The following is a 26,925-nucleotide window of genomic DNA, read 5'->3' on the forward strand; positions in this document are numbered from 1 at the left end:
CGTCGTTGCAGTCAGCTGGGGGCGTATCCTGATTCGAAAGCCGTTTCGAACAGATTCTGAACAGTCGCCCTTCTTCTGATTGCTCATGGCGTAAGCGATAGTTTCTTGTTGTGACGATTGCCGCGATTGTGTGGATTTTCCTGGGCGTCAATGCGAGAGAAAATCCCTTTCCTCTTGTGGTGTCTCGGGTTCCGTCGTTTGCGTGGCGTACAGTTGCCAGTTGAGATCCTACGTCGAACGGAACTGTGAATTCAGTTTCTCTTACCTGTCTTACCTGAACAGAGCTGACAACGGCAGGTTTCCACCGTACGATGGATCGGTCAACTTTGCCGAATCAGTTAGCACAAATGTGAGGATGTCCATGTCAATGCGTAAGCCTCTCCTGGCGAGTGCCTGCATGCTAGTTCTCTCCTTCGTATTGAGTTCAGGAGCTGAGAACGCGTGCTGGGCGCAAGCGGATCGGCAGGCTCATCGGCATCAATTTGAAATTTCAACGATTCGCACACGTCAGGCATTTCGTGACGTGGTTGCCAATTCCCGACGATCAACAGTGCGATTGCTGGCTGAAAAAGAAGTCGTCGCTCTTGGATTGATTGTGTCTTCGGATGGCCTGATCGTCACGAAGTCCAGTCAGGCGCAGCGTGCAACTGTGGCGGAACTCTCTGATGGCCAGCAGTTTCCCGTTCAGCTTTTGAAATCGCATCGATCGCGGGATCTGAGCTTCATGAAAGTCGAAGCCACCGGGCTTCCGGTTGTCGAATGGGCTCAATCTGCTCCGAAGGTCGGCGCGTGGCTGGCAACCGCCAGTGTCAAGAAGGACCCGGTAGCGATTGGAATCATGAGTGTTGAACGACGTGCCATTCCTGCTTCTGGTGAGCGTGGAGTTCTTGGCGTCGAGCTGGAGAGGAATGACATCCCGAAAATTCGTCGTGTCTATCCAAACAGCGGAGCTCAACTCGCAGGGTTGGAAGCAGGCGATGTGGTGATGAAGGTGAATCAACTCGATATCGCAACAGGGCAGCAGCTTGTCAAAACGCTGGGACGATACCGACCAGGTGACACTCTCGAACTTCAGATCAAGCGAAAAGAAGATGACGTTTCTTGCCAGGTCACGTTGACTCATCCTTTTGGTGATTTTCTGTCGAGAATCGCATTTCAGAATCAGATGGGGGGCGAACTGAGCTTTCGTCGAGACGACTTCGAATCGGTCTATCAAACAGATGCTGTGATCTCGCCTGAAGACTGTGGCGGTCCGGTTGTTGATCTGGATGGCAAAGCGGTCGGAATTAATATCGCCCGAGCTGGACGCACTGATACGTATGTTCTGCCTTCAGATTTGATTCAGGCATCGATTCAAGAGTACCTGGCAGAGAATTCGCAGGTTCAACAGGTTCCGTAAGGTCGATTCCTGTCGTAAAGGAACTTCCTTCTCCACTCATCGACCGGCACGTCTCTATTGAGGGCGGGACGATTTGCTTTCAGCGTTTTCCGGTTTCAGCTGGAAAGACGTTCAATTCCGCAAACGCACGGATTTCCAGAGGCGAAATCCGAGAATGTCAGATTCAGGTTGACTGGTCTTGCCACAGAGCATGCCATCGTTGAGAATCGGCAACGAGAAGGAATTCCCGGCGTCGACAAGATAGGCGCCTTGTGCGGCTGGCAACGGAGAGGGTTGACTGGGCATAATCAATTGACAATCGCGGGGTCATCGCAATTGTCTCTTCGCCCAATTGACTGAGCATGACTGTGACGCAAATCGAGGAGTGTGTTTGCCTGCCTGCGACTTCTATCTGCTGAAATCCGGTGTACTTGCTCAGGCAGGAACAGAGATCACGACATCAACTCTGGAATGGGACCAACCCTTTTCTTTGAGTGATGGCTTGCCGATTCTGCTCCTGTTGATCGCGATGGGGACCACGATCTGGTTCGGTATTCGCGATCGCCGGTCTCTGAGCAGTCCTGCCGCGTTCTTCCTGATGCTGTTGCGTCTTTCTTTTCTCGCTTTGGCAATTGTGATCGCGCTCAATCCTCATGAGCGTACGCAGACCGATGCATACCGCGACTCCCGTATTATCCTGCTCGTGGATACTTCGCAGTCCATGCAGCAACCTGAATCGGATTCACGAGCGACTGGTGGTCCGAAACGAACCCGTTCAGAAGCTGTGCAGCAATTGCTGGAATCGACACCGTTTCTCGATGAGTTACGGGCGGATCACACGGTTGATGTCTACACGTTTGATTCTGATGTGACAGCTCCCTTACTGCGGCTGCCGAGCCGTTATCAGGCGGATTCACGAGGCCTGACTGAGACGAATGAAGAAGCGACTCCGGGGTCGGAATCAGCTGGCGACAACAAGAGCGGGAAAGCCAACACCCCGAACTGGAAAGAGTTGCTGGCTCCGAAAGGGCTGACGACGCGCCTGGGGGATTCGCTCGATACATTGCTGGTGGAGACGAAGTCCCCGACATTGTCCGGGGTTGTCGTGCTGACTGACGGCGCGTCGAATGCGGGTCGGGATGTGCAGGTTCCAAGAGACCGAGCCCGACAGCAGGGAACACGTCTGATTGCAGTCGGGGTGGGAAGCACAGAGCCGCCGCTGAACTTGGAAATCGTGCGTATTGTCGCCCCAACCGATGTTCAGAAGGGCGATCCATTTGAATTGACGGCACAGATTCGCGGCACCGGACTTGCCGGTCAGACGGTTCAGGTCGAGCTGTTGCAGCAGGGACCAGCGAACCCAGAACCCGTTGTCGTCGCGTCACAGAATCAGGCGTTGGGTGCGGATGGTCAGGTTGATGAACTGGTCTTCGAACTTCAGCCTGCCGATGCCGGAGAATACGAATACACGGTGCGAGCTCGCATCGCAGACGGGATTGAAACCCGTGAAGATGACAATCAACAAAGTCGTCAGGTCAACATTTTTGACCGGCCGATGCGCGTGCTGATCGTGGCGGGTGGTCCCTTCCGCGATTATCGCTATGCCAGAACAATTCTCTTTAGGCATCCGTCAATGCAGTCGGATGTCTGGTTGCAGACCGGGTCCGTCGGAACGTCTCAGGATGCTCATAAGTTGCTGTACCGATTCCCTGAAACGGTCGAACAGCTCTATGAATATGATGTCATCGTTGGGTTCGATCCGGATTGGACTCAGTTGACTCCAGAGCAGCGGCAGATGGTTTCCAATTGGGTCTCCAATGAAGGGGGCGGGTTGGTTGTCGTTGCGAGTGAAATTCATACGCCGACTTTGGCTGCATCTCCGGAATTGGAAGAGATTCGCAAGCTGTACCCGGTTCTTCTGGAAGAGGTCAGTCTGCGGATGAGTAGCCGTGAGGCGGCACAGACCGCATTTCCGCTGACGTTTACTCCGGAAGGAAATGCTGCCGAGTTTCTCAAGCTGAGTGAAACCAGTGATGAAGCCGGATGGAGTGATTTCCCCGGCATCTTTGCGACTTACCCGACCCGTGGGGCGAAGGCGGGGACGACCGTCTATGCAGAGTTCTCTGATCCCTTGTCGCGTGGTCGTGGCGGGCAACCGATTGTGATTGCCGGCCAGCGATACGGTCAGGGGCAGGTTCTGTTCATCGGGACGCCAGAGCTATGGCGATTGCGATCCGTGAACCCCGGCTATCTCGATCGACTCTGGACGAAGCTTGTTCGAAAAGGGGCAGAAGGCCGTTCAAAACGCGGACTCCAGCGCGGGATGTTCATTCTGGACGGACGTGAGTTCACTTTGGGACAGACTGTTCCACTGCGACTGCGTGCGTTGAATTCTCAGTTCCAGCCTCTGACGACTGATACTGTTGAGATTGAAGTCTTTGGGCCGGGGGGTGTGCCATTGGTGCCGAGCCCGCAGTTAAGAAAAGATTCGATCCGGCCAGCGGAGTTTGTTGGAGATTTCCGTCCATTGGTTCCCGGCCGATACCGGTTGCAGTTCCGTTTGCCAGAGAGCACGGAAAATGTGGTGACCGAAATCGAGATGCAGATTCCCCGACAGGAAGCAGCAACTCTGGTTCAGGATGTCGCACTGTTAAATCGGATGGTAGACGGGACGAACGGGCAATATGTTTCTCTTGCAGATGCGGCCGCGGTTGTCCCTTCGCTGTTGCCGAACAAAGGGGAACGTGTCATCACCGATCAGAGGATGAAAGAACTCTGGGACCGAGGCTGGCTGATGGGATTGCTGGTTGGCCTTGTTTGTCTTGAGTGGTTATTACGAAAGATATGGAAGCTGGCCTGATCCAAAGTCTTTTCAGTTCAAGTTCGTTTCAAATGAAGCCAGATCGCCAACGAGGGAATTGCACGTGACGTCACAGCGACCGGAAATCCAGCGAGTTCTTGTTCAGCTGCGCAGCTGGATCAGACGCTATGTTCTGGTCGAAGGAATCGCTGCCGTCATCGCTCTGGCATGTCTGCTGTTCTGGCTCACGTTCGGTCTCGATGTTGTTTACTTCTGGTTCAGCCAACTTGAACTCCCGAAATGGTTCCGGGTCGCCAGCCTGATTGGCATGGTCACCGTGATCGTGGGAGTGGCACTGACCTGGATTGGCGTCCGTTTCTTTAGGAAGCTCGATCCGTCCAGTTTGGCACTCGCGCTGGAACGCAAGTTTCCAGAATTGAATGACCGGTTGATCACGGCTGTCCAGATGGCGGAACGTCCCGGCTCCGGTGTGCAGAATTCGATGGTGCAACGAACCACGGATGAAGCCGTTGAGAAGTTGTCGGCGCTCGAACTGACTCGAACGTTGAACCCGGTTCCGCTCAAACGGATGCTGGTTGCGGCAGGCGTTCTACTTGCTTCCGTCCTTGGCCTCGGGTTAGCGAACGCTCAAGGGATGGAACGCTGGTACAACGCCTACGTCCTTGGTCGAGATAATTATTGGGAGCCGTTTCGTAAGAATCGTCTGGCGATTCACGTCCTGGCTGGTCCGCGGGAGCAGGTGCGGAATTTCGATGAGCACGGGGTGTATAAGCATCCTCGTGGAGAAGACCTGCAGATTCAGGCGACTGTGCCGGACCAGACTCAGCCCCCGGAACGTGTACGACTCCAGTATGTAGGTTTTTCAGCAACAGGTCCGCGTCGCGGGCAGTTGACGATGTCTCGTATGGGGGATTCAGAGTTCCGACATACCTTCAGTCGTATTTCGAATGACCAGCAGCTCTGGTTTCGTGGCGGCGACTATGTGAATCGCACTCCTTATCGCATTCAAGTGGTCGATCCCCCTCGTGTGGACGCGATTTCATTGAAGTGTGATTACCCAAGCTATACCGGGATGGATTCACTTGAAGATCGCGACGTGCGTGTCGTGGGAATGCAAGTGGCATTGCCAATGGAGACGAAATTCGATCTGCAGGCGACTTCCAACAAGACGCTGTTACAGGTTCGGGTTCGAACTCCAAATTTTGAAGTGGCGATGGGATTCAGTGATGATGGAAAGACGCCATTGCCAGTCAAACTGACACGTCTGGATGTCGAGACTTCAACATCTCAGACGTTCACATTGAATGAGACGTCCGAAGCCTTCTTCGATGCAACGCGAAAGCAATTTCGAGTTCCGTTGACGATTACGGATAAGGCGACCGAGCAACTGGCTGGCCTCTCGGCAGAATCCAGATTCCCACTGCCGGTCGTTGCTGATGAAACGATTCAAATCATTTTGTTCGATGAGGACCAGATCGAAAGTCCTTCTCCATCGACTTTGACTGTGAACGGAATTGTCGATCAGTCCCCTGTGGTCTCGACACGGAGAACCGGGATCGGAACCGTCGTGACCCGAATCGCCACGATTCCGATCGAAGGCAAAATCACAGACGATTACGGAGTCGCGAAAGCCTGGTTCTCATATCGAACTCAGGATGATCTGACAGAAAAGCGTCTTCCATTGGCGAAACAGCCGGGTGGCCAGAAAGAGTTTCGACTGGAACAGGCGCCGGGGCAGTTTGTCGAGCGTTTCAACCTGATCCCGTTGAAACTGGAAGACGGGCAGATCCTGACATTGAATGTGTCAGCGGAAGACGGCGATGACCAGAACGGGCCGCATGTCTCGCTGGGAGAGATGTTTACGTTCCAGATCGTCTCGCAGGATGATCTTCTCGCAAAGATGTTTGAACGGGAAGTGGCGTTGCGAACCCGATTCGAACAGGTCCGCGGAGAGGTTCAGGAACTCAGAAAATCCTTCGATGGGATCAATGAGCAGGTTTCTCAGTATGAGAAGGCCACAGAGAAGACGGCTGATTCGCAGCAAGTGCTGTTGGGCTATATTGATCGGGCATTGCATCAGCTCCGAAAGAATCACACGGAAACGCGATCGATTGAACTCGCATTTCGCGACCTTCGTGAAGAATTAGTGAACAATCGTATTGATACAGCAGAACTTCTTGAAAGAATCGAGCGTCGAGTGATCGAGCCAATGTCTCTGATCAATAACGCCGATTTCAATGATGTCGACCGTCAGATGGGAGCACTGCGACTGGCAACGGAACGGCAGTCCGGAATGGAAGCTGTCAGTCAGGAAACAACGGCGTCCATCGATCTCCTGTTACAGCATATTGATGCGATTCTCGCCGAAATGCGTGATCGCGGTACGATTAATGACCTGATTCAAGGTTTGCAGGACATCATCAAACGGGAAAAACAACTACTCGACCAGATTGAAGAAAAGCGGATTGAAGACAGTTTCTTCGGGCCGTCGTAAGCACTGTAAAGGGCTTCTGTTCAATAGGTTGTGGTTGGCATTGGGGTGTCTTGGCGTCTCCGGATGACAGAGATCTGAAAGAGTGATCTGGGCAGGAGCCCGTTCAGGTGACAGAATAATGAAGTTTGGTTGTTTCGGTTCTTGCGAGAACTGAATGGGGGTCGAAGTGAGTAGTCCCACCTGGAATGTGAAATGCGGCGGCTGGTTGATAGCCGTGGTGGTCGGATTACTGGCAGGCTCGGCTTCCATTAATGCTCAGGATGCTGGTTCCGCTCCGGGGGCGACTCCGCCCAAGGCTGGCGTCGATCTTTCAAACTCCCGTCAGCAGTTGTATCGGGACTACGAACGCTTCGAAAAGTCGTTGTTTGACGTCGCCGAACAGGTGCGTCGAAAAGATCCTGATCGGGCAGAGTTGCTGTATCGTGCCCGAACTCAAAGTCAGGAACAAAATATTCTGACAGAGATGAACACGATCACCGAGTTGTTACGAACTCAGGGAGCGAACGGTTCAGCTTTACGTCCTCAATTAGGTCCCGCTGCAGATCGTCAGGTGGAATTGGTCGCCAGACTCGAAGCGGTTTTGAAGGTCCTCCAAAGTCTGGACGATCGAGAGCGTGTCGCTGCGGAGATCGCCCGAGTTCAGGAACTGTTGAAGGACACCAATCGGGTGATCGCCCGACAAAAGGATGTTCGAGCGGAGACGCAACGCGGAAAGCAGCCTGAGAAATCCAAGGATGCTCAGAAAAAAGTGTCAGAGGACGCCGACAAACTTGCTGACAAAATCGATCAGCAGGATGCGGAACGTCAGGCACGGTTGAATCCAAGTTCCGAGCGTTCTGGCGACCCGAAATCCGGCGAGAAGCCAAAGGGGTCGGACGAGAGTCAGAAGGGAACTCCTGAAGAGGAGAAGGGCCAGAAGTCTGAATCTGGTGAACCTCAGTCTGGAAAAACTCCTCAGGATGGGAAGATGCCATCTCCTGAGAAAGGCGAACAGAAAAAAGGACAGCAGGGCGATCAATCCGGCGAGAAGTCGGAACCTCAGTCCGGTGGTCAGCAGCAGTCCGGCGGACAAAAGTCCGAGCAGCAAACTCCGGGGCAAAAGTCTGGCGAAAAATCAGAACAGAAGTCTGGTCAACAGGACGCTCCTCAGCAAAAAACTGCTGGGCGAGAAGAACTTGAACAGGCTCGCGAGAAGATGGAGAAGGCGATCGAGGAGCTGGAAAAGGGCCAGCAGAACGACGCCTTGAAGAGTCAGGACGAAGCTGTCCGGAAACTGGAAGAGTTGAAAGCGCAGCTGGAAGAGATTCTTCGTCAGTTGCGAGAAGACGAACGCGAAACATACCTGACGCAACTGGAAGCTCGATTCCAGAATATGTTGCGCCGGCAGCAGCACATCAATAAAGAAACTGTTCGTCTGGATGAGATTGCCTCAGCAGAACGTGCGAAGCAGAACGTCGCATCACAGATCGACAATCTGCGAAAAGAGCAGGAAGACAATGCAATTGAAGCTGAGAAAGCGGCTCGATTGTTGAAGGATGAAGGGTCTTCCGTCGCCTTTCCTGAAGCAGTGGAGCAGATGCATGGGAATATGCAGGTCGTTGTTTCCCGACTTTCAAAGCAGGATATCGGCAAGACAACTCAACTCGTCGAGCATCTGATCGTAGAAACGCTCGAAGAGATGATCGGTGCACTTCGAAAAGAGTTAGAGAAGAAGCAGAATGAACAGAAGCAGGGACCACAGGGAGGCCAACCAGGCGGCCCTCAGGAACCGGCTCTTGTCAATCAGCTGGCAGAATTGAAGTTGATTCGTTCACTGCAGAATCAGGTGAATCGCCTGACCCTGCAGATTGGAACCGAGTTAAATGGAGCGCTTCCTACTGATTCAGACCACATCAAGCTGATTCAGGACATTCGGGCACGCCAGGAACGGATTCAAGGGGCAACCTACGATTTATCAGTGGGGAGGAACCAGTAATGGGAACGCATTTCGCAGCCAACGGCCGAAGTCGATTGACCCCCTCTCCAGCCAGTGTACTTGCTTCCGTTTTGTCACTGTCTGGTGGGATGTTCTTCGCTCCGACGACACTGGTGGAAGCGGCGCCGAAACCAGTGAAAACTGAGGCCGACCCGCAGCCAGCCAAGCCAAAACCCCCAGGGGCGAACGACGTCTATGCTCCTCCTTCGGCCGCAGAGTTAAAGGCGGCGGTCCTTGCTTGGGCAGAGCAGCATCAGACGCAGCAGCCGCAACTGGTGGAGACAATCGGGCCGAGTTGGCAGTTCGAAGAAAAGCCTTCTCCGGAGCAGTTGTTCGAGACATTGATGCGAACGTTTTATCTGGCAGATAGCCAGACACGCGGACTGGTGAATGCGTGCCGTAACTGGTCTTACTCGCCAGCATTATTGCAGGTGAGTTTGCCGAACGCAGAAAGAGACGCTCAGGAACCATTGTTGACGAATAACGTCCGGTATTTCCTGGCTCGTCATCTCACGCTGCTCAATGCGTATAACGAAGCGTTGGCAATTTTCGAACAGATTGATCTGAATCATGTTGTTGATCCCGCAGGGTGTTTATTTCACCGTGCTGTGTGTGAGCAACATCTGCTCTTGAAAGAGCAGGGGCTGAAGACACTGCAGGCACTTCGGAATCAGACAGAAGGGGTGCCGGTTCGGTATCGCAAACTGTCTGAGTTAATGCAGGCAGATCTAGAAAAAGTGCAGGAGAAAACGCTGGGCGAAGTCGCCAGGCAGATGAAGGATGTCGAACGGCGTCTGTCGTTGAATCAGACGGACTCTGGTGTTCAGCAGGTCGAGAACAAGATCATTGCGACACTGGATGAACTGATCAAGAAGATGGAAGATCAGCAACAGCAGAGTTCATCTTCCTCTGGGGGTGGTGCTGCACAAGGACAGCCACCGTCGAGTCCGATGGGGGAAGCACAGTCGGGTGGTGTCATGCCAGTCGGTTCCACGGGACCTACGGAACGCGCCGGAAAAGACAACTGGGGAGGTCTGCCTCCCAAGGAAAAGGAAGCGGCCAAGAATATGCTTGAGTCCGAGTTTCCTGCTCACTATCGAGCCGCTGTTGAGGAATATCTCAAGAAGCTTGCCGAGCGTCCTGCTCCTGCCCGATAGTTGAGCGGACTACACTGTTAGGTGGACCACACTTTGGCGGTGCTTTGTTGCACATTCCAATTGCATCGAGACAAATGGTACGAAGGCCGGAAGGAAATCTCCTTCCGGCTTTTTCATTGCCAGTTGCATCCGTTCGTGAACAGCAAGTGTGAAGAGACGTGCCCGGCAATTGCGGTGAAAATTGGAGATTTCAGAATTTTCATGTGATCCCACAATCGGGTTTCTCTCTCTCTGGCTGCTATGGTTACAATCACAACAGGCAACGCAGGATACGATTGTCGATGATGTGTGCAGTTTGCTTGATCATGTGAAGAGGAGACACACTTGAACCAGGTTTGGCGTCTCATTTCTCAAGAGCGATGCGCTCTTTCATGTGGCCGCTTCGCAGCGTTCCCTGAAGGTGTCATGCTGGAATCTGCGTATCGAGTACGCCATCGTCTTTTCCTCTTTGCACTCTCCGTTATCGGGCTGATTGGTTTTGCTTCACCAGTGGTTGCCGGACCACCAGCGACTGTGACGCTGTTAAATGGCGAAACCGTGTCAGGCGATCTGGCCGGATTGACTCTCGATCAGGTTCAGCTGGAGACGGAGCAGGGGATACAGGAGATTGATGCCAAGTCAGTCATGCAACTTGAGTTGAACGCCAGTGCGGTTGAGACCGGCGATGCAAAGTTTCTGACTGTGACCGGTAATGACCAGTCTCAGTTGCAGGTGACGTCGATGGCGAGTGATGGGACCAGTGCCACTCTGGAGTCCCCTGCATTTGGGACAATGACCATGCCACTGCGACAGCTTGGCGATATCTTACTGGGAACATTAGACGCGAAGGTGACTGGAAGCTGGCAAGATTTACGCACCCGAAATTCACGTGACGATTTGCTGGTCATTCGCAAAGGTGAGGTCCTCGATTATGTTGGAGGTTCAATTGCCAAGGTGTCAGCGGATTCCGTGACGATGCTGGTTCGAGGACGAGAACTTTCCGCTCCGCGCGACAGAGTCTTCGGCGTGGTCCTTGCGACCCCGGCAGCGGTTCCAGCAGCCCGACGTATTGCGATTCGGACCATCTCAGGTGATCTGATTCAGGCAGCCAGTCTGCAGTTGGATGGTGATGTTCTGAAAGTGAAATCGGCTTCACTCGGTGACGTCAATGTGCCAGTGAACCGGATCTCGAACCTTGATTTCGGCGGTGGTCGAATCCGGTTTCTGACGGATCTTGCTTTTGATGCGAGTGAATCAAAATCGCCTGGCCCTGGCGATCCTGTTGTCTGGTTTGTCAGTAAGAATTCGCCTGCCGGTTCCGGTGGAAAATCGGTGCTGCGAATCGGGCAGAATGAGTTCAAACGCGGATTGTGGCTGCATTCCGGTGCTGTACTGCGATACCGATTAAATCGGGAGTACACCCGACTACGAACAACTGCTGGATTTGAACTGACACACGTCACACAGATGCCGCGTTTTGAACCCAAGGTTCGCCTGGTCATTCTCGGGGACGGAAAAGAGTTGCTCAGCAAGGAATTTGCCTGGGACGATGCTCCTGTTCCTGTCGACCTCGATATTGCGGACGTCCGTGATCTTTCTATTCAGATTGACTCCCTTGGTGCGTCTCAGGGAATTCTGGAACACTTTGGCCTTGGCGATGCTCAGGTGATTCGTTGAACAGAAAACAGATCAATCAGCGGCGGGTGACATTCTTCCTGTCTGGGATGATCGCTCTTTGTGTCGTGGTAATGCATGGTGGACGCAATGTCTGCCGTGCCAATCCCATTGAGATCCCTGCTTCTCTGCAGCAGTCCGAGAATCAGCGCATCGAGACAATGGCCCGTGTGGCTCCCAGTGTTGTTGCTGTCTTTGCTGGAGATGGGGCTGGCGGAGGATCCGGCGTCTTAATCGAGGCGTCGGGTTTCGCAGTGACGAACTTTCACGTTGTTGAAGGTTCAGACGGCTTCATGAAGTGCGGCTTGAACGACGGAAAGCTCTATGACGCAGTGCTGGTGGGCATCGATCCAACTGGAGATGTCGCACTGATTCAGCTGCTGGGACGCGATGACTTCCCGCATGCCAAGATTGGAGACAGCGACAATGTTCAGGCTGGGGACATGGTCTTCGCAATGGGGAACCCGTTTCTTCTGGCGACTGACCTGCAACCGACTGTGACCTATGGGATGGTCAGCGGTGTGCATCGGTATCAGTATCCAGCGGGAACGTTTCTGGAATACACCGATTGTATTCAGGTCGACGCATCGATTAACCCCGGGAATTCAGGCGGCCCGTTGTTTAATATGCAGGGAGAACTGATCGGGATTAACGGTCGTATCTCTGTTGAGAAGCGTGGTCGCGTGAACGTGGGGGCAGGTTATGCCATTTCAATTAATCAGGTCATGCACTTTCTTGATCACCTGAAAAGTGGACGTGTTGTCGACCATGCGACTTTGGGGGCCACCGTTACTGGAACCGCAGACGGGTCGGTCGTGGTGTCCAGCATCCTTGAGAATTCGTCGGCCTATCGAAGAGGGCTGCGCTGGGGGGACGAAGTTCTGTCGTTCGCCGGGCGTCCGATTCGAAGTGTGAATCAGTTCAAGAACATCCTGGGCATCTATCCGAAAGGTTGGACTGTTCCATTGTCATATCGTCGAGAAGGTCAACGGTATGATATTGAAGTCCGATTGATGGGGCTGCATCGTCGTGCTGAATTGGCCGGTGAGGAAGAGGATCCAATGGAGCGGAATCCGAAGGCTCCGCCACGCGACCCAGGTGATGGGGAACCACCGCCACCGCCTGGACACCCGGAGATGAAGAAACCCAAGAAGCCGGTTGCGCCAGAGAAGTATGCTCATCTGTTCGTCGAACGCTCGGAGTTCGCAAACTACTACTACAATGAGCAGGCGCAGAAGCGGTTGCTCCCCGGTCTGCAGAAATGGGGAGTCTATGCGGGGAAACCAAATCGCTGGATTCTGACCGGGACCTTGGCCGATTCGACACTCATCGATATTCGCATGTTCCCAGATGCGGTTGCTGCAAAAATCGGTTCCAGTTTCGTTGTCCAACCGCTCAATGAAGAAGCACGGGACATCCCGGAGAAGAGTGGCGGTCTGCTGACTGCATTGGAGCAGCTTAAGCAGATGCTGCTGAATCGTGACGAGTACTTCACTGAACTGTATTACCTTGGAAGCGAGCCACTCGCTGGGACTCAGGAACGGGTGGACGTGCTGGTGACAACCAAGTCACTCGTGACTTGTCGCTGGTATTTCCGACGTGAAACCGGCGAGTTCATCGGGTTTGATTCCGCAGTTGAAGAAGATGCCGATCCTTGTGAAATCCGGTTCTCTGAGCTGAAGACATTTGGAGATGTTTCATTCCCGACATCGCTCAAGATTCGCAGTGGCGATCAGGATTTTGGGACACTGACAGTGACTGGATTGCAATTTCAGACGGCAGCGGAAGGAGGACAGAAATGAGTGTTGTTCCATTCCGATTGCAGAGTCTAATCTGCCTGTTAGTTGTCACGATTTCGCTGATGTCCCAGCATCTGCAGGCACAGGATCTGCGCGAGGTCTTTGACAATGTGCAGTCGAAGGTCGTCAAGTTGTATGGTGCCGGCGGATTGAAGAACCTCGCGAGTTACGGGTCAGGTTTTCTGGTCTCGCCTGATGGCCATATTGTGACCGTGTGGAGCCACCTGCTGGACTCGGATACGGTTTCTGTCGTGCTGTCTGATGGACGTCGGTTCTTCGGCCGCGTGGTTGGCACCGATTCTCAGTTGGATCTGGCTGTTCTGAAGATTGATGCAACCGAGCTGCCTTATTTCGAACTGGGACAGTCCGCAGTCGTCGGGCCCGGTGCTCCTGTTCTGGCATTCAGCAACGTCTTTAAGGTTGCTGTCGGAGACGAACCTGTCAGTGTGATGCATGGTATTGTTTCTGCGAAGACAACATTGAATGCACGTCGAGGACGATTTCAGATTCCCTATAAAGAGAGCGTTTATTTCATCGATGCCGTGACCAACAACCCCGGTGCAGCTGGTGGCGTTCTAACTTCATACGACGGACGCCTGCTGGGAATTCTCGGTCGTGAGGTCCGTGGTGATCAGAATCACGTCTGGTTGAATTACGCAATTCCGATTGATGGTTTGAAAGACGCGATCAATGACATCGTTGCTGGACGAACGCGAAGGCGCGACCCCTTAGCAGACTCGATGCCAACGAAGTCTGATGGAGTTCGACCTATCGATCTCGGGTTGGTTCTCGTGCCTGACGTGGTGTTTCGAACGCCGGCTTATATTGAAACGGTTGTCGAAGGTTCACAGGCGGCAGCACAGGGTTTGAAACCGGATGATCTGATTGTGTTCGCCAACGGAGAACTGATTCATTCATTGCGAAGTCTCGACACCGTGCTGCGACAATTGCCACCGGGTGATGATCTGCAACTTGTGGTGCGACGCGATACAGAATTGATTTCTGTGACGTTTCGTGTTCCGAGAAAAGCGCCTGAGTAAGTTGGGTGCCTGACCTGCTTTCTTGCTGCTGAACGATTTACGAAGCACTTCGCTGTAGGACTCGACGGACCATTGCTCATGAACTGTCTCACTCACTCGTCGACCGCACACTCCTTACGTCGCTGTTTGCTGAATACCGTCGCCTGCGGAATCATGATGTTCTTCGCTGCGACAGCGCAAGCGGAAGATGCCGCTCAAATGCAGTTGGCGTTTCAACAGTCTGTTGCCGCAGTCGACCCAAGCGTGGTCCGAATTGAGACCATTGGCGGTGTCGATCTGGTGGGAGAAGTGTTGACCGGAACTGGCCCAACGACCGGGTGTGTGGTTCGCGAAGATGGCTATATCATCACAAGCAGCTTTAACTTTCTCGCGAACCCGTCGTCCATTGTTGTGACGACTTGGGAAGGGCAGAAGCTCGCGGCGGTAATTGTTGCGAGTGATGAGTCTCGTATGCTGACTCTGTTGAAGGTGAATGCGACAGGTCTGGTTCCACTGAAGCCAATCCCTGCGAATGAAGTACGCGTCGGGCAGTTTGCACTCGCCCTCGGACGCACATTCGACCTGAAGTTTCCGAATGTCTCTGTCGGCATTGTCAGTGCAGTGAACCGAATCTGGGGGCGGGCTCTGCAGACGGATGCAAAGACGTCTCCAGTGAACTACGGCGGTCCTTTGATTGATCTCTCTGGTCGCTGTCTGGGAATCATTGTCCCACTTTCACCTGATGCACAAGGCACAACTGCCGGTGTCGAGTGGTATGACAGTGGAATTGGCTTTGCGGTTCCGCTGACGGATATTCAAGCTGTGCTGCCTCGACTGATTGAAGGCGAAACCTTGAAGCCTGGTCTCATGGGGATCGGGTTTCCTGATACCGGTGCAGTCAGTGGAGACGCGAAAGCAATTCGTGTTCGTCCTGAATCGCCAGCTGATCTGGCAGAGATCCGTGTTGATGACGTCATTGTTGAGATCAATGGAAAGCCGGTTGAGAAACTCAGTGATCTGAAGCACGTTCTCGGGACGCTCTACGCCAAGGACGTTGTTCACCTGAAAGTGAAGCGTGGTGAAGAGGTCTTGCAAAAGGATGTGACGCTGACCGACGAACTAAAAGCCTTCGTGTTCAGTTACCTCGGGGTTCTGCCTGACCGTAAAGTCGCGACCGCAGAACAGAACGGCGTCCGAGTACGAGCCGTCATGCCGGGAAGTCCCGCTGAGAAGGCGGGAATTCAGTCAGGTGATCTCATCGAGCTGGCGGCGAATGATGTGGTGGCAACGACGAAGCAACTTGCAGAGCGGGTTTATCGTTTACAGCCAGGCGAAAACCTGCCGGTCAGAGTGAGTCGAAATGGGATGCCGCAAACGCTCTCGGCGACGCTGATACAGCGGCCGTCTGATCCACCAGAGTCATTGAACGCAGAGGAAATTCGTCAGCCTGAGTCCACAGGGGAAGCGAAGGTAGGCCGGTTCAATGATCAGTTGCCGAACGATGGACTTGGATACTGGGCCTATGTCCCTGAGAATTATCGTCCCGACTACCAATGGGGAATCCTCGTCTGGTTGCACCCGACTGGAGATGTCTCTGAAGCAGAGACTCTGAAAGCGTGGTCGACTGCATGTCGTGAACGAGGAGTGATTCTGGTTGGCCCACGCGCCGGAGATGTGAGTGGATGGTCAGAAGAACATCTGGAGTCGATCAAAATGATTGTCGACCGAATGAAAGCGACCTATCAGATTGATCCGGCCAGAGTCGTTGTGATGGGACGTGACTCTTCTGGGATCTTTGCGAGTCAGGTTGCATTCAAGTATCGCGACCTGTTTCGGGGATTGATTCTGCAGAACGCTGCGTTACGGATTCGACCACCTGATGCTGACCCGGAATCACCATTGGAATTTGCGTTTGTCTCCTCTCCTCAGCACCCGCAACATAAACGTGTTGTGCAGTCGTTTCAGGCTGTGAAGCAGTTGAATCTCCCTGCCTATTTCATCGAGCAGAAAGCGGCAGAAGGGGAAGCGATCCCTGCAGACGTGATTTCGTCACTCGCGATCTGGCTCGACGTTCTCGACCGGATCTAGACCATATCGGTCTCTCTTGCGGTGCTCGCGTCTCGGGTTAAATAAAAAAGCCGGGCTCTCTGTTGAAGAGAACCCGGCTGAATTTTGACTGTCTTCTTTTTCTGCTGTTCAGTTCTGTGATCAGTGTCATCTTAATTGGATGACACATGCATCAGATTAAACAGTAGTCAGCAGTTGGAATGGATCGGCAAGCAGGTTGCAGAGTGTTCCGACGAATCGAGCTGCATCGGCTCCGTTAATGACACGGTGGTCATAAGAAAGGCTGAGTGGCAGCATCAGTCGTTCGACAATCTTGCCGTCGACCAGTTGCAGTTCTGTCTGCCCACGTGACATTCCGAGAATACAGACTTCTGGGTAGTTCACGATTGGTGTAAATCCAACGCCCCCGATGCCGCCCAGATTGGTGACGGTACAGGTGGCTCCCTGCATATCGTCGACTGGTAGTTTCCGGTCGCGAGCTTTGGCTGCGAGATCGTTGATCGCCAGTGCGATATCAAGAATGTTCTTCTGATCGCAGTTCTTGACAACAGGGACCAGTAGTCCGTTTGGTGTGTCGACTGCGCACCCGATGTTATAGAACTTCTTGAAGACGATCTCGTTTGTTTCGGGATCGAGACTGCTGTTGAACTTTGGATAGATCTGCAGGCACTTGGCGAGAGCCTTCATGACGATGGCGGTCATCGTCACTTTTGGTCCGTTCTTGCCAACACCGGCAGAGAATCGCTTTCGTGCTGCTTCAAGATCAGTGATGTCGGCACGGTCGTGCTGGGTGACGTGTGGAATCACCTGCCAGGCGACAGTCAGGTTTTCTGCTGCTGTTCTGGCGATCTTGTTCATCTTCTCACGTTCGACAGGGCCGAATCGTGTGAAGTCAGGCAGTGGTGGTGGTGCCAGTGATCCAGTCGCCAGCGTGGTGCTGATGGCTGTTGCTTTGGCTGGCAGATTCGTCGTCTGTTGCAGGCGTTCACGTACGAATGCCTGAACATCGTCTTGAGTGATTCGTCCGCCGCCGCCGGTGCCTTTGACATCCCGGAGATTGACTCCGAGTTGGCGTGCGAGGCGACGTGTTGATGGTGCTGCAGGAGATGGTTCTCCTGACAGGTCTTCTACCGGCTTTACGGTTGTTGCAACTGCGGTCGGTGTGGCTGCCGGAGCAGGTGCAGTTGCGGGAGTTGGAGCCGCCTTTGGAGCTGCTTCTTGCGCTGGAGCTGCCGCTGGTTTTGCAGCTGACTTGGCGACCTTGCTTGTTGCTTCGATCGTCAGAACAACGGCTCCGACGTTGACGGAATCGCCTGACTTGACGTGGATCTTCTTGATCTTCCCGGCGTGTGGGCAAGGGAGCTCAACGACCGCTTTTTCGGTTTCAAGTTCCATCACGATCGCGTTGGCTGCAACGACGTCTCCTTCTGAGACGAGGATGTCAGCGACATCGGCTGAATTCACTCCTTCACCGAGTGGTGGCAAGACGAATTCGATCGGTCCTTCCACGATTTCGGCTTCAGGTTCGATCGCAGCTTGAGGAGCTGGTGCGGCCGCTTCTGGTTTCTTCTCTGCTTGTGGAGCAGGGGCGGCTGCAGGTGCTTCTGCTTTTGGAGCAGCAACTGGTGCTTTTGCTGCTCCGGTGGCAAGAGTGATGACCAGGGCGCCGACGGCGACGGAATCGCCTGCTTTGACGTGAATCTTCTCGACCGTACCTGCTTCAGGGCAGGGGAGTTCAACGACTGCCTTTTCGGTCTCAAGTTCCATCACGATTTGATTGGCGGCAACAGTGTCACCGACGGACACAAGAATGTCCGCAATATCCGCTTCGTTGACGCCTTCACCGATGTTGGGCAGTTTCAGTTCAAAACTCATGGTCGGGTCTATTTTGGGCAGGCGGGAAGGGAACTGGCGAGCAATGTGGCTTGGCAGTGTTCCCGCACAGCGGCGTTCTCTGATTGGCTACCGGCGGAGTTCCGATTATCGGAGTCCGATGAATTCGTATTCTTCTGTACGAGCTCTGTCGTCTGGCGAGTTGTCACCTGACTGAAACTCGATTGATGTCGTTTGTCTGGCTGGGTTTCCAATGTCTGCCGATTCTTTGGAACCGGAAGACAGACAGGAGTTTCTGTCGGCAGGCGATTCGATGTCAATTACATCGACATCACCGCCCCCTTCTCCCTATTGGAATTGACGAAACGATCGTAAAGGTCGTTCTGTCAGTCACCGTGGTGCGGCTCTGGCGCAATTTCCGCTCAGGGGCGCTGCGACGGATCATAGCCAAGCAGGAGGACTGGGGCAAAGGGGTTACGCCTAACTTCCGTCCTGATCTTGATCGTGAATTCCCGATTTTCGATGGAATCGGAATCGAAGGGGAATTCCTGTCGTGAAAACAGTTCGCCATGTGTTGATGCTGATTTCTCAGGTCACTCCGGCAGGCCATCAATAAAGCGAAGAAATTGAATTTCGATCCAGCTCGTATCTTTCCCGAAAACCGCCTGAAAATCAGCGAGCCGGTCTTCCGGGGAATACGTTTCCGAGAGCGGGTTACGTTGAGCGATTCGCTTCAAATAATTGATGTAATCAGGGCGACGCTGCTCTGAAAGATAGAAGTTGAACGCCCAGGCTTCGCTATAGAAATTGATCGGGTCAGTTTTGTAAAGCGTTTCGTCGTCTGTGATTAATGATGTGATCGTGTGATTTCGATCTTTCGCTCGGTCGTTTCGAAACTGGTTCAGTCGCGTGACGTTAATGCGGCTGGCGGTTCCGGCTTTGACCCGGCTCTGGAGTCCACCTTCCTCCAGATTTGTGGCAAGTCCTTCGACGACCCAACGAGGGTTCTGCCCAATTCGAGAATGAAGTCCGGTATTGAACGCCAACTGATGAATTGCTTCGTGAATTATTGTTTTTCGGGCATCCTCGGAGATAGCTGACTTCAAATTGGCCGTCGATGCGGATTTTGGCAACTCCTGGATGTCATAGAGCACAACCCTATTTGAGTGAGGGTGATAGAACCCTTGCAGAAGACTTGATGTCGGAAGACTCAATTCCTGACAGGCTTCATCGAATTTCTGTCGGCTTGGGTGAATCACCACGACAAGGGGATACTCAGTGTTCGCAAGCGTCCAATTCCGTCGGCTGAAATAGCCTGAGAAGGAGCGGTCAACTTCGGAGAGGATGTCCCCATAGGCCCCGGCTTTTCCTTTGGGAGCACAGATGACGTACTTTCCTTGAGTCTGCACCTCATAGTTTCGATCGAGTTCCTGTTTGAGGATCTCTGCAACCTTCGTGGTGGAAAGTGGTTGAAACTCTGCGGTGAGTTTTTTGAAACTGATGACCTGATCCAGCAAGACGGACTGATAGCTCCCGTCAGGTGATGCTACCCAGCTGACTTTCTCGTTATGGGCGACGTTCTTTCCCTGATATTCCCCGGTATTCGTCTTCAACTCGATAATCGGGGCGGCACTAACCCAACTGGGCGCGGATAACGTCAGAGTAAAGCCGGTCAAAAGACCCGGCAGAAGGCACAGAATGCGGAGCCAGCGTGATTTCATCGCGTGGTGCTTATAAAGATGTTTGCGAATTGCAGTTCTGCAGACGAATACTGACACGATTGCGATGACCAGAGCTCCGGTCACCCCTTTTCTGACTCTTTATTTATAGGTCGGAATTGTCGACGTGGCCGGATTTCGATTTCCGAAACCTCCCTTCATGAGGAGCATTCTCGTCTTCGCCCTGACAGGACGGATCTGGATGAGGTATTGTTTCTGAATGGCTCAACTACTTCACAATTTGAAGTTTGCAATCATCGTGCTCAGTGCTGTCGGGCTGCTGCTCACCGGGAGAAGTGGGGCCGCTGATGCTCCTCCTGTCACGGATGTTCAAGTCGAGCAATGGGTGAAAGATCTGTCATCGCCCAGTAATGCCGTCAGAGATCAGGCTGAGCATCAACTGTTGAATTCCGGTGAGGCAGCGCTCCGGTATCTTGCGAAACAGGCTTCGGCTGATGAAGCGACGAATGTTGCCGTATCGAGAATTCGGCGGGCGCTACAAACGAAACTGGCTGAAGAGTCGGTGCTCGGAGTTGCCCGATCTGGTGCGACTCGGAGTGAATCGAGTGACAAGGATTTACGATTCTCGGATTCAACGGACCTGGCAGTCGTCTCTCGTTGTGTTCGTATTCGCCCGACGATTGCTCTTGTCCCATCTGAGATCCGTGACGAACCAGTGCTGCTGCGTGCCCGAGTTGCAGTCGATGTCGCCGCAAATGTGCGTCCACTCAGAATGAAGGTGCGTGATTCGCAGTTCCATCTGGATTCAGCAGGGACTCGATTTGTTCCATTCAGTCCCGATGCGAGGCGGGAGATTGCCTGCGATGAACAGACGACTCAGTTCACTGTGAATTTTCTGGTGGATGAAGACTCGGTTCCGGATCGCTGCCAAATGACGGGAGCGGTGCAACTCCTCTGTCTGGGGGGCGTTGAACCGGTCGAATTTTCCCTCACCGACAAGAGTGATTGGATTCAGGCAGTTGGAGAAACCGAAGCCACATTAACAAGCGTTGAATGCGATGCTGACGCAGGATTGCGTGTCACTCTGATGGTGACATATCCACCTGGCGTGAAATGGGAGTCGTATCAGGCGGAAGCACTTCACCAGCAAGTCTGGTTTCGTTCTGGCGACAACAAGCCTGTGAAGTGTCTCGAAGTTGAACTGATCGAAGTCAAAGGTGAACGACACACGATTCAGTGTCGCTTTCCGCAAATTCACACACTGCACTCCGGCGATCGATTGATCAATTCTTTGCCAGCATTGATCGCGGACATCGAGATCCCGTTTGAGATCAAAAACGTCCCGGTTGCCCGATGAGCACGTTGCTGCGCGGCCATCTGATAGACCGGAACGGTCTTAGCTGCGCGAGGCGAGGATTCCGCCGGCGATGATCAACAGGCTGGCTGCAATGATTTTGGGAGGGCTGACCGTTCGCCACTCGGCCAGGAGCATCATGCTGGCGAGAACGGCAACCAGCGTATTCATGTTGTAAATCGGGACAATCTGGCTCAGATTGGCTCCCAGTTTTCTCAGGGCGAGGGAAATCAGTCCGCTTGAAACCGCCCAGGAGATGGCGAAGAGAACGGTATATCCTACAGCTTTGGGAGTGATGGTGGCATCACGTTCAAAAGCAATAAAGAAGCCACCGACTGCACTGATGACAAGGCCGCCGACAATCAGAAAGGGGCCAGTGGCGATGCCGTGATGACCGGACATTTTCTGGAAGAATGCTCCGATCCCGAGACCAACAGCAGGCAGAAGCCCGCCGACAAGAAGTGCAATCTGTTTGGACGTCATGACAGTTTCAGTGAAAAGTGTGGTCTGCATTCAGACCGGTTTCTCGTTTCCATGCGAGATCAGTGTGTGAGCTTCACTTCTGCGGCATGTGAACGAGAGAAATGTCCCTTGCTCCAGCGAAGCGCGGGCATAATAGCAATTGCAAACGCTCTGTCGCGGGACGGAGAGGAAATCTCGAAACACTCTCAAGATGCGGAATCGAGTCGTTTCATGGCGTACAGATGTGTTCTCGCGTCGCTGAAAACATCAGGCAATGTCGAGGATTGCTTTATCGACGCGTTGAACCCTGCATTCCGATGCGGTGGTTCATGTAATGACGCAGCACGGCATCGAGCGGAGTGCTGGTGCGGATCGTCTGGTAGTCAATCACTCGCCGGGCGCTCTGGCGTCGCAGTTCATCAATGAACGCCTGCATTGCTTCGAGGTAGCCATCTCGCAATGCCCGTGGATCACAGACAAGTGCTCCAGCTTCTTCCAGTCCTTCAAAGCGTGTTGTGCCTGTGAACCGGAAGTCGAGTTCTTCGTCATCCAGAACATGGAACAGCATGACGTCGTGACCGCGACGGCGGAGGAGGTCCAATCCTTTGAAGAGCTGATCCCGATCAACAAAGAAGTCGGAGATCAGAATGATCATTCCCTTCTGTGAACGCTCATCGGCGACCGATCTCAACATCCGCAGGATGTCTGTTTTGGACTGCGGCTGTTCTTCTGCGAGCACGGACAAAATTGTGCCGAGATGAGTCTGCGAACTTCGGGACGGCGCCCGTGAGCGGATCTGCTCATCGAAGATCCCCAGACTTACTGCGTCCTGCTGTCGGAGTAGCAGATAAGTTAACGCAGCTGCGATTGAACAGGCGGCGTCATACTTGGAAACCTTTCCTGAGGCGAACTGCATCGATTCACTGGCGTCAACCAGAATCATCGTTCGCAGGTTGGTCTCTTCCTCGTACAGCTTCAGATAGTACTTGTCTGTCTTGGACCAGACTTTCCAGTCGACACGGCGAATATCATCGCCAGCAACATACTCGCGATGTTGTGCGAATTCGTTGGACTGCCCGAAGAATGGACTGCGATGCTGACCTGAAATGAAACCTTCCACCACCTGTCGGGCCAGAACTTCCAGTTTGGAAATTCGGGCCAGAGCCTCTGGTGGAAGTCGTTGACTGTGGTCAGGTCGTGCCATGGGATTTCAACTTGAAACGGATCAGCGACTGGCCTTTGGGTACGGAATCGCTGCGGATTACGCGTTTGCGACTGGGGCAGAGAAGATGGCCTTTAGTCGTGGGTCGGAGGTCAGTTCTCCCTCTTTTGAAGGAGTGACTTCCAGCAGTTTGTCGATCACTTTGTCTGTCGTGATGCCTTCGCTCTCTGCCGAGAAGTTGGTCACAATGCGGTGTCGCAGAACCGGAGCAGCCAGGGCTTGCAGGTCCTCTGCTGAAACGTATGTTCGGCCCTTGAGTAACGCTCGGGTTTTGGCACCGAGAATCAAATACTGAACAGCTCGCGGGCCGGCGCCCCAACTGAGCCAGTCATTTACGAAATCAGGAACGCCTGCCTGTCCGATACGTGTCTGGCGCACCAGCGCGAGAGCGTAATTGACAAGGTGGTCGGTGATCGGAACTTCGCGAATCAGCGTTTGAAGTTCAATGATTTCCGGTCCAGTTAAAACAGGACGGATCTCTTCTTTACGATTACCAGTTGTCTGCATCGCAACCAGTTTTTCTTCTTCATACGACGGGTAGTCGACGAAAACCTTGAACATGAACCGGTCCTGTTGCGCTTCCGGCAACTGGTACGTCCCTTCCTGTTCAATCGGGTTCTGGGTAGCGAGCACGAAGAACGGATTCGGCAACATATGACGTGTCATCCCGACCGTCACTTGACGTTCCTGCATCGCTTCCAGCAGTGCGGACTGTGTCTTCGGCGGAGTTCGGTTGATTTCGTCTGCCAGAACCACATTGTGAAACAACGGGCCAGAGATGAATTTGAATTCGCGGCCGCCGGTTTCCTGATTGGTGGTCAGAACGTCGGTTCCTGTGATGTCCGCTGGCATCAAGTCAGGTGTGAACTGAATTCGGGAGAACGACATCGACAAGCACTGAGACAGTGTGTTGATCATCAATGTCTTCGCGAGACCGGGAACCCCTTCCAGAAGACAGTGTCCGCGACTGAACATGGCGATCAGCAACTGGTCGATCACTTCGGATTGCCCGACAATGACCTTTGACATCTGTTTGCGGATTTCCTGGTAAGCATTGCCGATCTTCTCGATCCCTTTTGCTCCCACGTCGCTCTGCAGTTGCGTCATCACGAATTCCCTGACAATGCTGATACAAGGGTGGAAGTTGCCAACTGGCGGAATCGCTTTGCTGAACCTGCAGCCGGTGAACTTTCATCTCTTGTGAAGATTGAAAGACTTTAGCGTCTGCAGAGTCTGGTCAATTGCCGCAACCACCCGTCCCATCGTAAGCACAGCCGGAACTTCCGCCAAGGGGAATCACCGAAACTCTCTGTTCCCCAGGCTGGAAGGGACTCCAGTTTCGGTCATTCCAGCAGAAGCGATACAGAGTTTCCTGCAGACGGAAATTGCTTCAATCCGGAATTTCAAACTGCAAATACAGTCCGGGAAACAAAAGAGTGTCCATTTTATCTGTTTCTTAAAACGAAAAAGACCGGTGCTTACGCGCCAGTCTTTCTCCGGAAAATGCATTTAATTACGTGGCGGCCTACCTGAGGACGTCCGCGTTATTCGTCTCGAATAAAGATTTCCTGAGCATAGGCCGGAGCAAGGCCCCCTGCTGCTGTCACGGCGTAGGGAAGCCAGACCAGCGAAACCTCCTCAACAGAAAGATCAGACTTTCGTGGAGAGATTGCTTTCGTTTCAAGGGTCAGTTTGTCATCAGAGTAGTTCTCTTTCAGGCGTTCCAGGTCGAGTTCGACCTGCTTTTGCATTTCTTCGAATTCGGCTTCAGCGACTTCCTGATTCTCCTCGGCACGTTTGACATCACTGCGCTGGTCCGAGACTCGGGTTGCTGCACGGAATGAACTCGCAGCACGACCTGCGTTTGCAGCCGAGATTGTCTTACGCCCGAACAGCGCACCCAGGATCGATGTCCCGAATGAGGCGGCGGCCGACATCGTTGCGCTACTTGCCTGTTGCTTCTCGACTTCGACGCGATGTTCTGCCTTGCGAACTTTCTCTTGCAGGCGGTTGAGTGTCGTTTCGCTTTTCTTTCTGATCTTTTCGAGTTCCAGATCGCGAACTTCACGGGCGGCATGAGACATTTTTGCCCGAAAACTCCCTTCACTGTCCCCCGGTTGCGAGTAGAGCTTCAATTCCGGGCAGTAGTACAAATTCAGTGAAAGGGCGCGGTAGAAGTAGGCTTTTCCTGAAGTGGCCCAACTCTTGTAGGACGTCGCCCGTTGCATGTTGGCCGGGACTTTCAGGAATCTTGCCCCGGAGACAGCCTCGGTATCACGGAGCAACTTCAATGCGACTGTTTCGCCAGCGTCCCAAGGATCTTTCTCGACTGTGTCTCCTTCAATCAGCACCATTCTGGCAATGTCTTCCCATTGATCGATTCCGAGTTTGGCATCGATGTAATGGGCACGTCCGACTGCCAGTAGAGCTGGCTGGTAAACGATTGACGACGCTTTGGAAACTCCACTTGAGACCGGGAGGTGTCGCTGTCGAATCTCATGTGGCAGGATTGGAGGTGCCGACGAGGTTTCGGAATCGTCACCTTGACTGGCGCTCTGCCCGATCAATGCAACCGAGGACTCGCTGACGGAATCCGATTTGACCGGTCCAGTTAATGTTCGAATCTGGTCGCGTGTCATTGGCCCGCGCAGATAAGAGAGTGCCCAGCGTGTCTGGAAGATGACCGGTCCGTCTTCATGAACGTTGTTCATCAGGAAGACTCGGTTTTTCAGACCAGAGAGTTTTGTCTCGATGTCTTTGCGATTAAACGAGACACCTGCTGATGCGGAGGCACCTTCCAGACCGTCCAGCATTCTCGCTTTATCACGCTCAGTCTGCAGTCGCCCAAGGAACCATGTTCCGGCATTGGACAACGCTTTGTAGTCGAGGTCGACAGGGTTCTGTGTCGCGAGGACCAGCCCGACGCCGTAAGCCCGAGCCTGCTTGAGCAACGTCAGCATCGGGAGCTTGGATGGTGGGTTCGCTGTCGGCGGGAGATATCCGAACACTTCATCCATATAAAGGAGGGCGCGGAGACTGGATGTTCCCGGCTGAGCCCGCATCCACGAAATGAATTCGTTCAACAGAATCGTGACGAAGAACATTCGCTCCTGATCGTTCAGGTGTGCGATCGACACGATTGCAAGTCGGGGCTTGCCGTCCTTGGTGTAGAGGAGTTTTTGAATGTCGAGTCGTTCGCCTTGTGTCCAGCTGGAGAAGGCAGGCGACGCGAGAAGATTGTTGATCTTCATGGCGAATGCACGCCGTTCGTTGGCTGAGATGATGGATTCCAGGTCCATCACACCGATTTTATCGAATGGCGGACTTTGAATTTCACGAATGACCTGCGGCAGATCAAGATCACGTCCGGCACGCCACGCTTGTTCAATGATATTGGAGAGCAGGATGTGTTCGTGGCTATTGAGAGGATCAGCGTCGATCCCGAGAAGTGTCAGCAAGCCAGAGACAGTTGTTGACGTTCGATCTCTTAATGCATCGGCATTGTCGCGGACTGCCGGTGGCGGGGCATCGAGAGACTTTAATACTGTCAGCTGGCGACCGGCATCGCTGCCGGGGGTGTAGATGGCAACCTCGGCTTTGGACCTGAACATTGAGATTCGCTCAGGAGATTGATTCCAGTCGCTGAGTCCTTTTCTCCATAGCTCGGCAGTCTGGGCGGCAGCCTCTTCGACGGACATTCCTTTTCTGGTTGCTTCCGCCTGCTCAATCCACGGGGAAAAGTCGGCGGGGCGCAATTCCGGAAAAGTCAGCATCAGATTCCCGAGATCGCCTTTCGGGTCAATGATCAGGGCCGGGATATTGTCGATTGCAGCTTCTTCCAGCAATGTGACGCCAAGTCCGGTTTTCCCGCTTCCGGTCATCCCGACGATGACGGCATGCGTTGTCAGGTCCTTGGTGTCATAGAGCAATGGATCAGGTGACAATTCGTCTGTCTGCATGTCATAGCTGCGACCAAGATAGAAGACGCCAAGCTTTTCGTAGTCGTACATAG

Annotated in this window: 17 protein-coding genes; 10 read left to right on the plus strand and 7 right to left on the minus strand. The window is 53.3% G+C overall.

Annotation, left to right across the window (positions count from 1 at the left end; translation table 11 throughout):
- Window positions 1-367 precede the first annotated feature (367 nt).
- Entirely contained in the window at window positions 368-1,399 is a 1,032-nt protein-coding gene (locus SH527x_RS18600) for a PDZ domain-containing protein (protein ID WP_437192184.1), read from the plus strand.
- 111 nt (window positions 1,400-1,510) lie between these two features.
- Here SH527x_RS18600 and SH527x_RS18605 read toward each other — a convergent pair whose 3' ends face one another.
- Entirely contained in the window at window positions 1,511-1,684 is a 174-nt protein-coding gene (locus tag SH527x_RS18605; protein WP_437192185.1) for a hypothetical protein, read from the minus strand.
- A 79-nt stretch (window positions 1,685-1,763) separates the two neighbouring features.
- On the opposite strand from SH527x_RS18605, the gene SH527x_RS18610 reads away from it, so the two are divergent.
- The 8 genes from SH527x_RS18610 (at window position 1,764) to SH527x_RS18645 (ending at window position 16,384) form a co-directional block, all read left to right on the plus strand.
- Window positions 1,764-4,238: a hypothetical protein gene (locus SH527x_RS18610; protein ID WP_437192186.1), complete on the plus strand. Its 2,475-nt coding sequence runs from the start codon at window positions 1,764-1,766 to the stop codon at window positions 4,236-4,238.
- Between the two features lie 64 nt (window positions 4,239-4,302).
- The gene (locus tag SH527x_RS18615) at window positions 4,303-6,693 is read left to right on the plus strand and encodes a hypothetical protein (RefSeq protein WP_437192187.1); all 2,391 of its coding nucleotides are present in this window, start codon (window positions 4,303-4,305) and stop codon (window positions 6,691-6,693) included.
- A 166-nt stretch (window positions 6,694-6,859) separates the two neighbouring features.
- Window positions 6,860-8,668, plus strand: coding sequence for a hypothetical protein (locus SH527x_RS18620; RefSeq protein ID WP_437192188.1), 1,809 nt, complete (start codon window positions 6,860-6,862; stop codon window positions 8,666-8,668).
- Window positions 8,668-9,825, plus strand: coding sequence for a hypothetical protein (locus SH527x_RS18625; RefSeq protein ID WP_437192189.1), 1,158 nt, complete (start codon window positions 8,668-8,670; stop codon window positions 9,823-9,825). The genes SH527x_RS18620 and SH527x_RS18625 overlap by 1 nt, the downstream gene beginning before the upstream one ends.
- 405 nt (window positions 9,826-10,230) lie before the next feature.
- Window positions 10,231-11,481 (plus strand): NPCBM/NEW2 domain-containing protein, encoded by a 1,251-nt coding sequence (locus SH527x_RS18630; protein ID WP_437192190.1) that lies wholly within the window; start codon window positions 10,231-10,233, stop codon window positions 11,479-11,481.
- On the plus strand, window positions 11,478-13,280 hold the full coding sequence (locus tag SH527x_RS18635; RefSeq protein WP_437192191.1) for a S1C family serine protease: 1,803 nt from the start codon (window positions 11,478-11,480) through the stop codon (window positions 13,278-13,280). Before SH527x_RS18630 ends, SH527x_RS18635 begins: the two co-directional genes overlap by 4 nt.
- Window positions 13,277-14,317 carry a S1C family serine protease gene (locus SH527x_RS18640; protein WP_437192192.1) on the plus strand — a complete coding sequence of 347 codons (1,041 nt, stop codon included), beginning with the start codon at window positions 13,277-13,279 and terminating at the stop codon, window positions 14,315-14,317. Before SH527x_RS18635 ends, SH527x_RS18640 begins: the two co-directional genes overlap by 4 nt.
- A gap of 78 nt (window positions 14,318-14,395) precedes the next feature.
- Complete coding sequence (locus SH527x_RS18645; protein ID WP_437192193.1) at window positions 14,396-16,384, plus strand: PDZ domain-containing protein; 1,989 nt, start codon at window positions 14,396-14,398, stop codon at window positions 16,382-16,384.
- 156 nt (window positions 16,385-16,540) lie between these two features.
- Here SH527x_RS18645 and SH527x_RS18650 read toward each other — a convergent pair whose 3' ends face one another.
- Both SH527x_RS18650 and SH527x_RS18655 read right to left on the minus strand, forming a co-directional pair.
- Window positions 16,541-18,238 (minus strand): 2-oxo acid dehydrogenase subunit E2, encoded by a 1,698-nt coding sequence (locus tag SH527x_RS18650; protein ID WP_437192194.1) that lies wholly within the window; start codon window positions 18,236-18,238, stop codon window positions 16,541-16,543.
- Window positions 18,239-18,789: 551 nt separating this feature from the next.
- Window positions 18,790-19,917 (minus strand): DUF1570 domain-containing protein, encoded by a 1,128-nt coding sequence (locus SH527x_RS18655; protein ID WP_437192195.1) that lies wholly within the window; start codon window positions 19,915-19,917, stop codon window positions 18,790-18,792.
- A gap of 217 nt (window positions 19,918-20,134) precedes the next feature.
- On the opposite strand from SH527x_RS18655, the gene SH527x_RS18660 reads away from it, so the two are divergent.
- Window positions 20,135-21,232, plus strand: coding sequence for a hypothetical protein (locus SH527x_RS18660; RefSeq protein ID WP_437192197.1), 1,098 nt, complete (start codon window positions 20,135-20,137; stop codon window positions 21,230-21,232).
- A gap of 39 nt (window positions 21,233-21,271) precedes the next feature.
- On the opposite strand, the gene SH527x_RS18665 is transcribed toward SH527x_RS18660, so the two are convergent.
- The 4 genes from SH527x_RS18665 to SH527x_RS18680 form a co-directional block, all read right to left on the minus strand.
- Window positions 21,272-21,712, minus strand: coding sequence for a hypothetical protein (locus SH527x_RS18665; protein ID WP_437192198.1), 441 nt, complete (start codon window positions 21,710-21,712; stop codon window positions 21,272-21,274).
- A gap of 268 nt (window positions 21,713-21,980) precedes the next feature.
- Window positions 21,981-22,895, minus strand: a complete 915-nt coding sequence (locus tag SH527x_RS18670; protein ID WP_437192199.1) for a DUF58 domain-containing protein — start codon at window positions 22,893-22,895, stop codon at window positions 21,981-21,983.
- 57 nt (window positions 22,896-22,952) lie between these two features.
- Entirely contained in the window at window positions 22,953-24,020 is a 1,068-nt protein-coding gene (locus SH527x_RS18675) for an AAA family ATPase (protein WP_437192200.1), read from the minus strand.
- 437 nt (window positions 24,021-24,457) lie between these two features.
- Window positions 24,458-26,923 carry an ATP-binding protein gene (locus tag SH527x_RS18680; protein WP_437192201.1) on the minus strand — a complete coding sequence of 822 codons (2,466 nt, stop codon included), beginning with the start codon at window positions 26,921-26,923 and terminating at the stop codon, window positions 24,458-24,460.
- Window positions 26,924-26,925 lie beyond the last annotated feature (2 nt).

This window comes from Planctomicrobium limosum, from assembly GCF_051465645.1.
Taxonomy (GTDB): domain Bacteria; phylum Planctomycetota; class Planctomycetia; order Planctomycetales; family Planctomycetaceae; genus Planctomicrobium.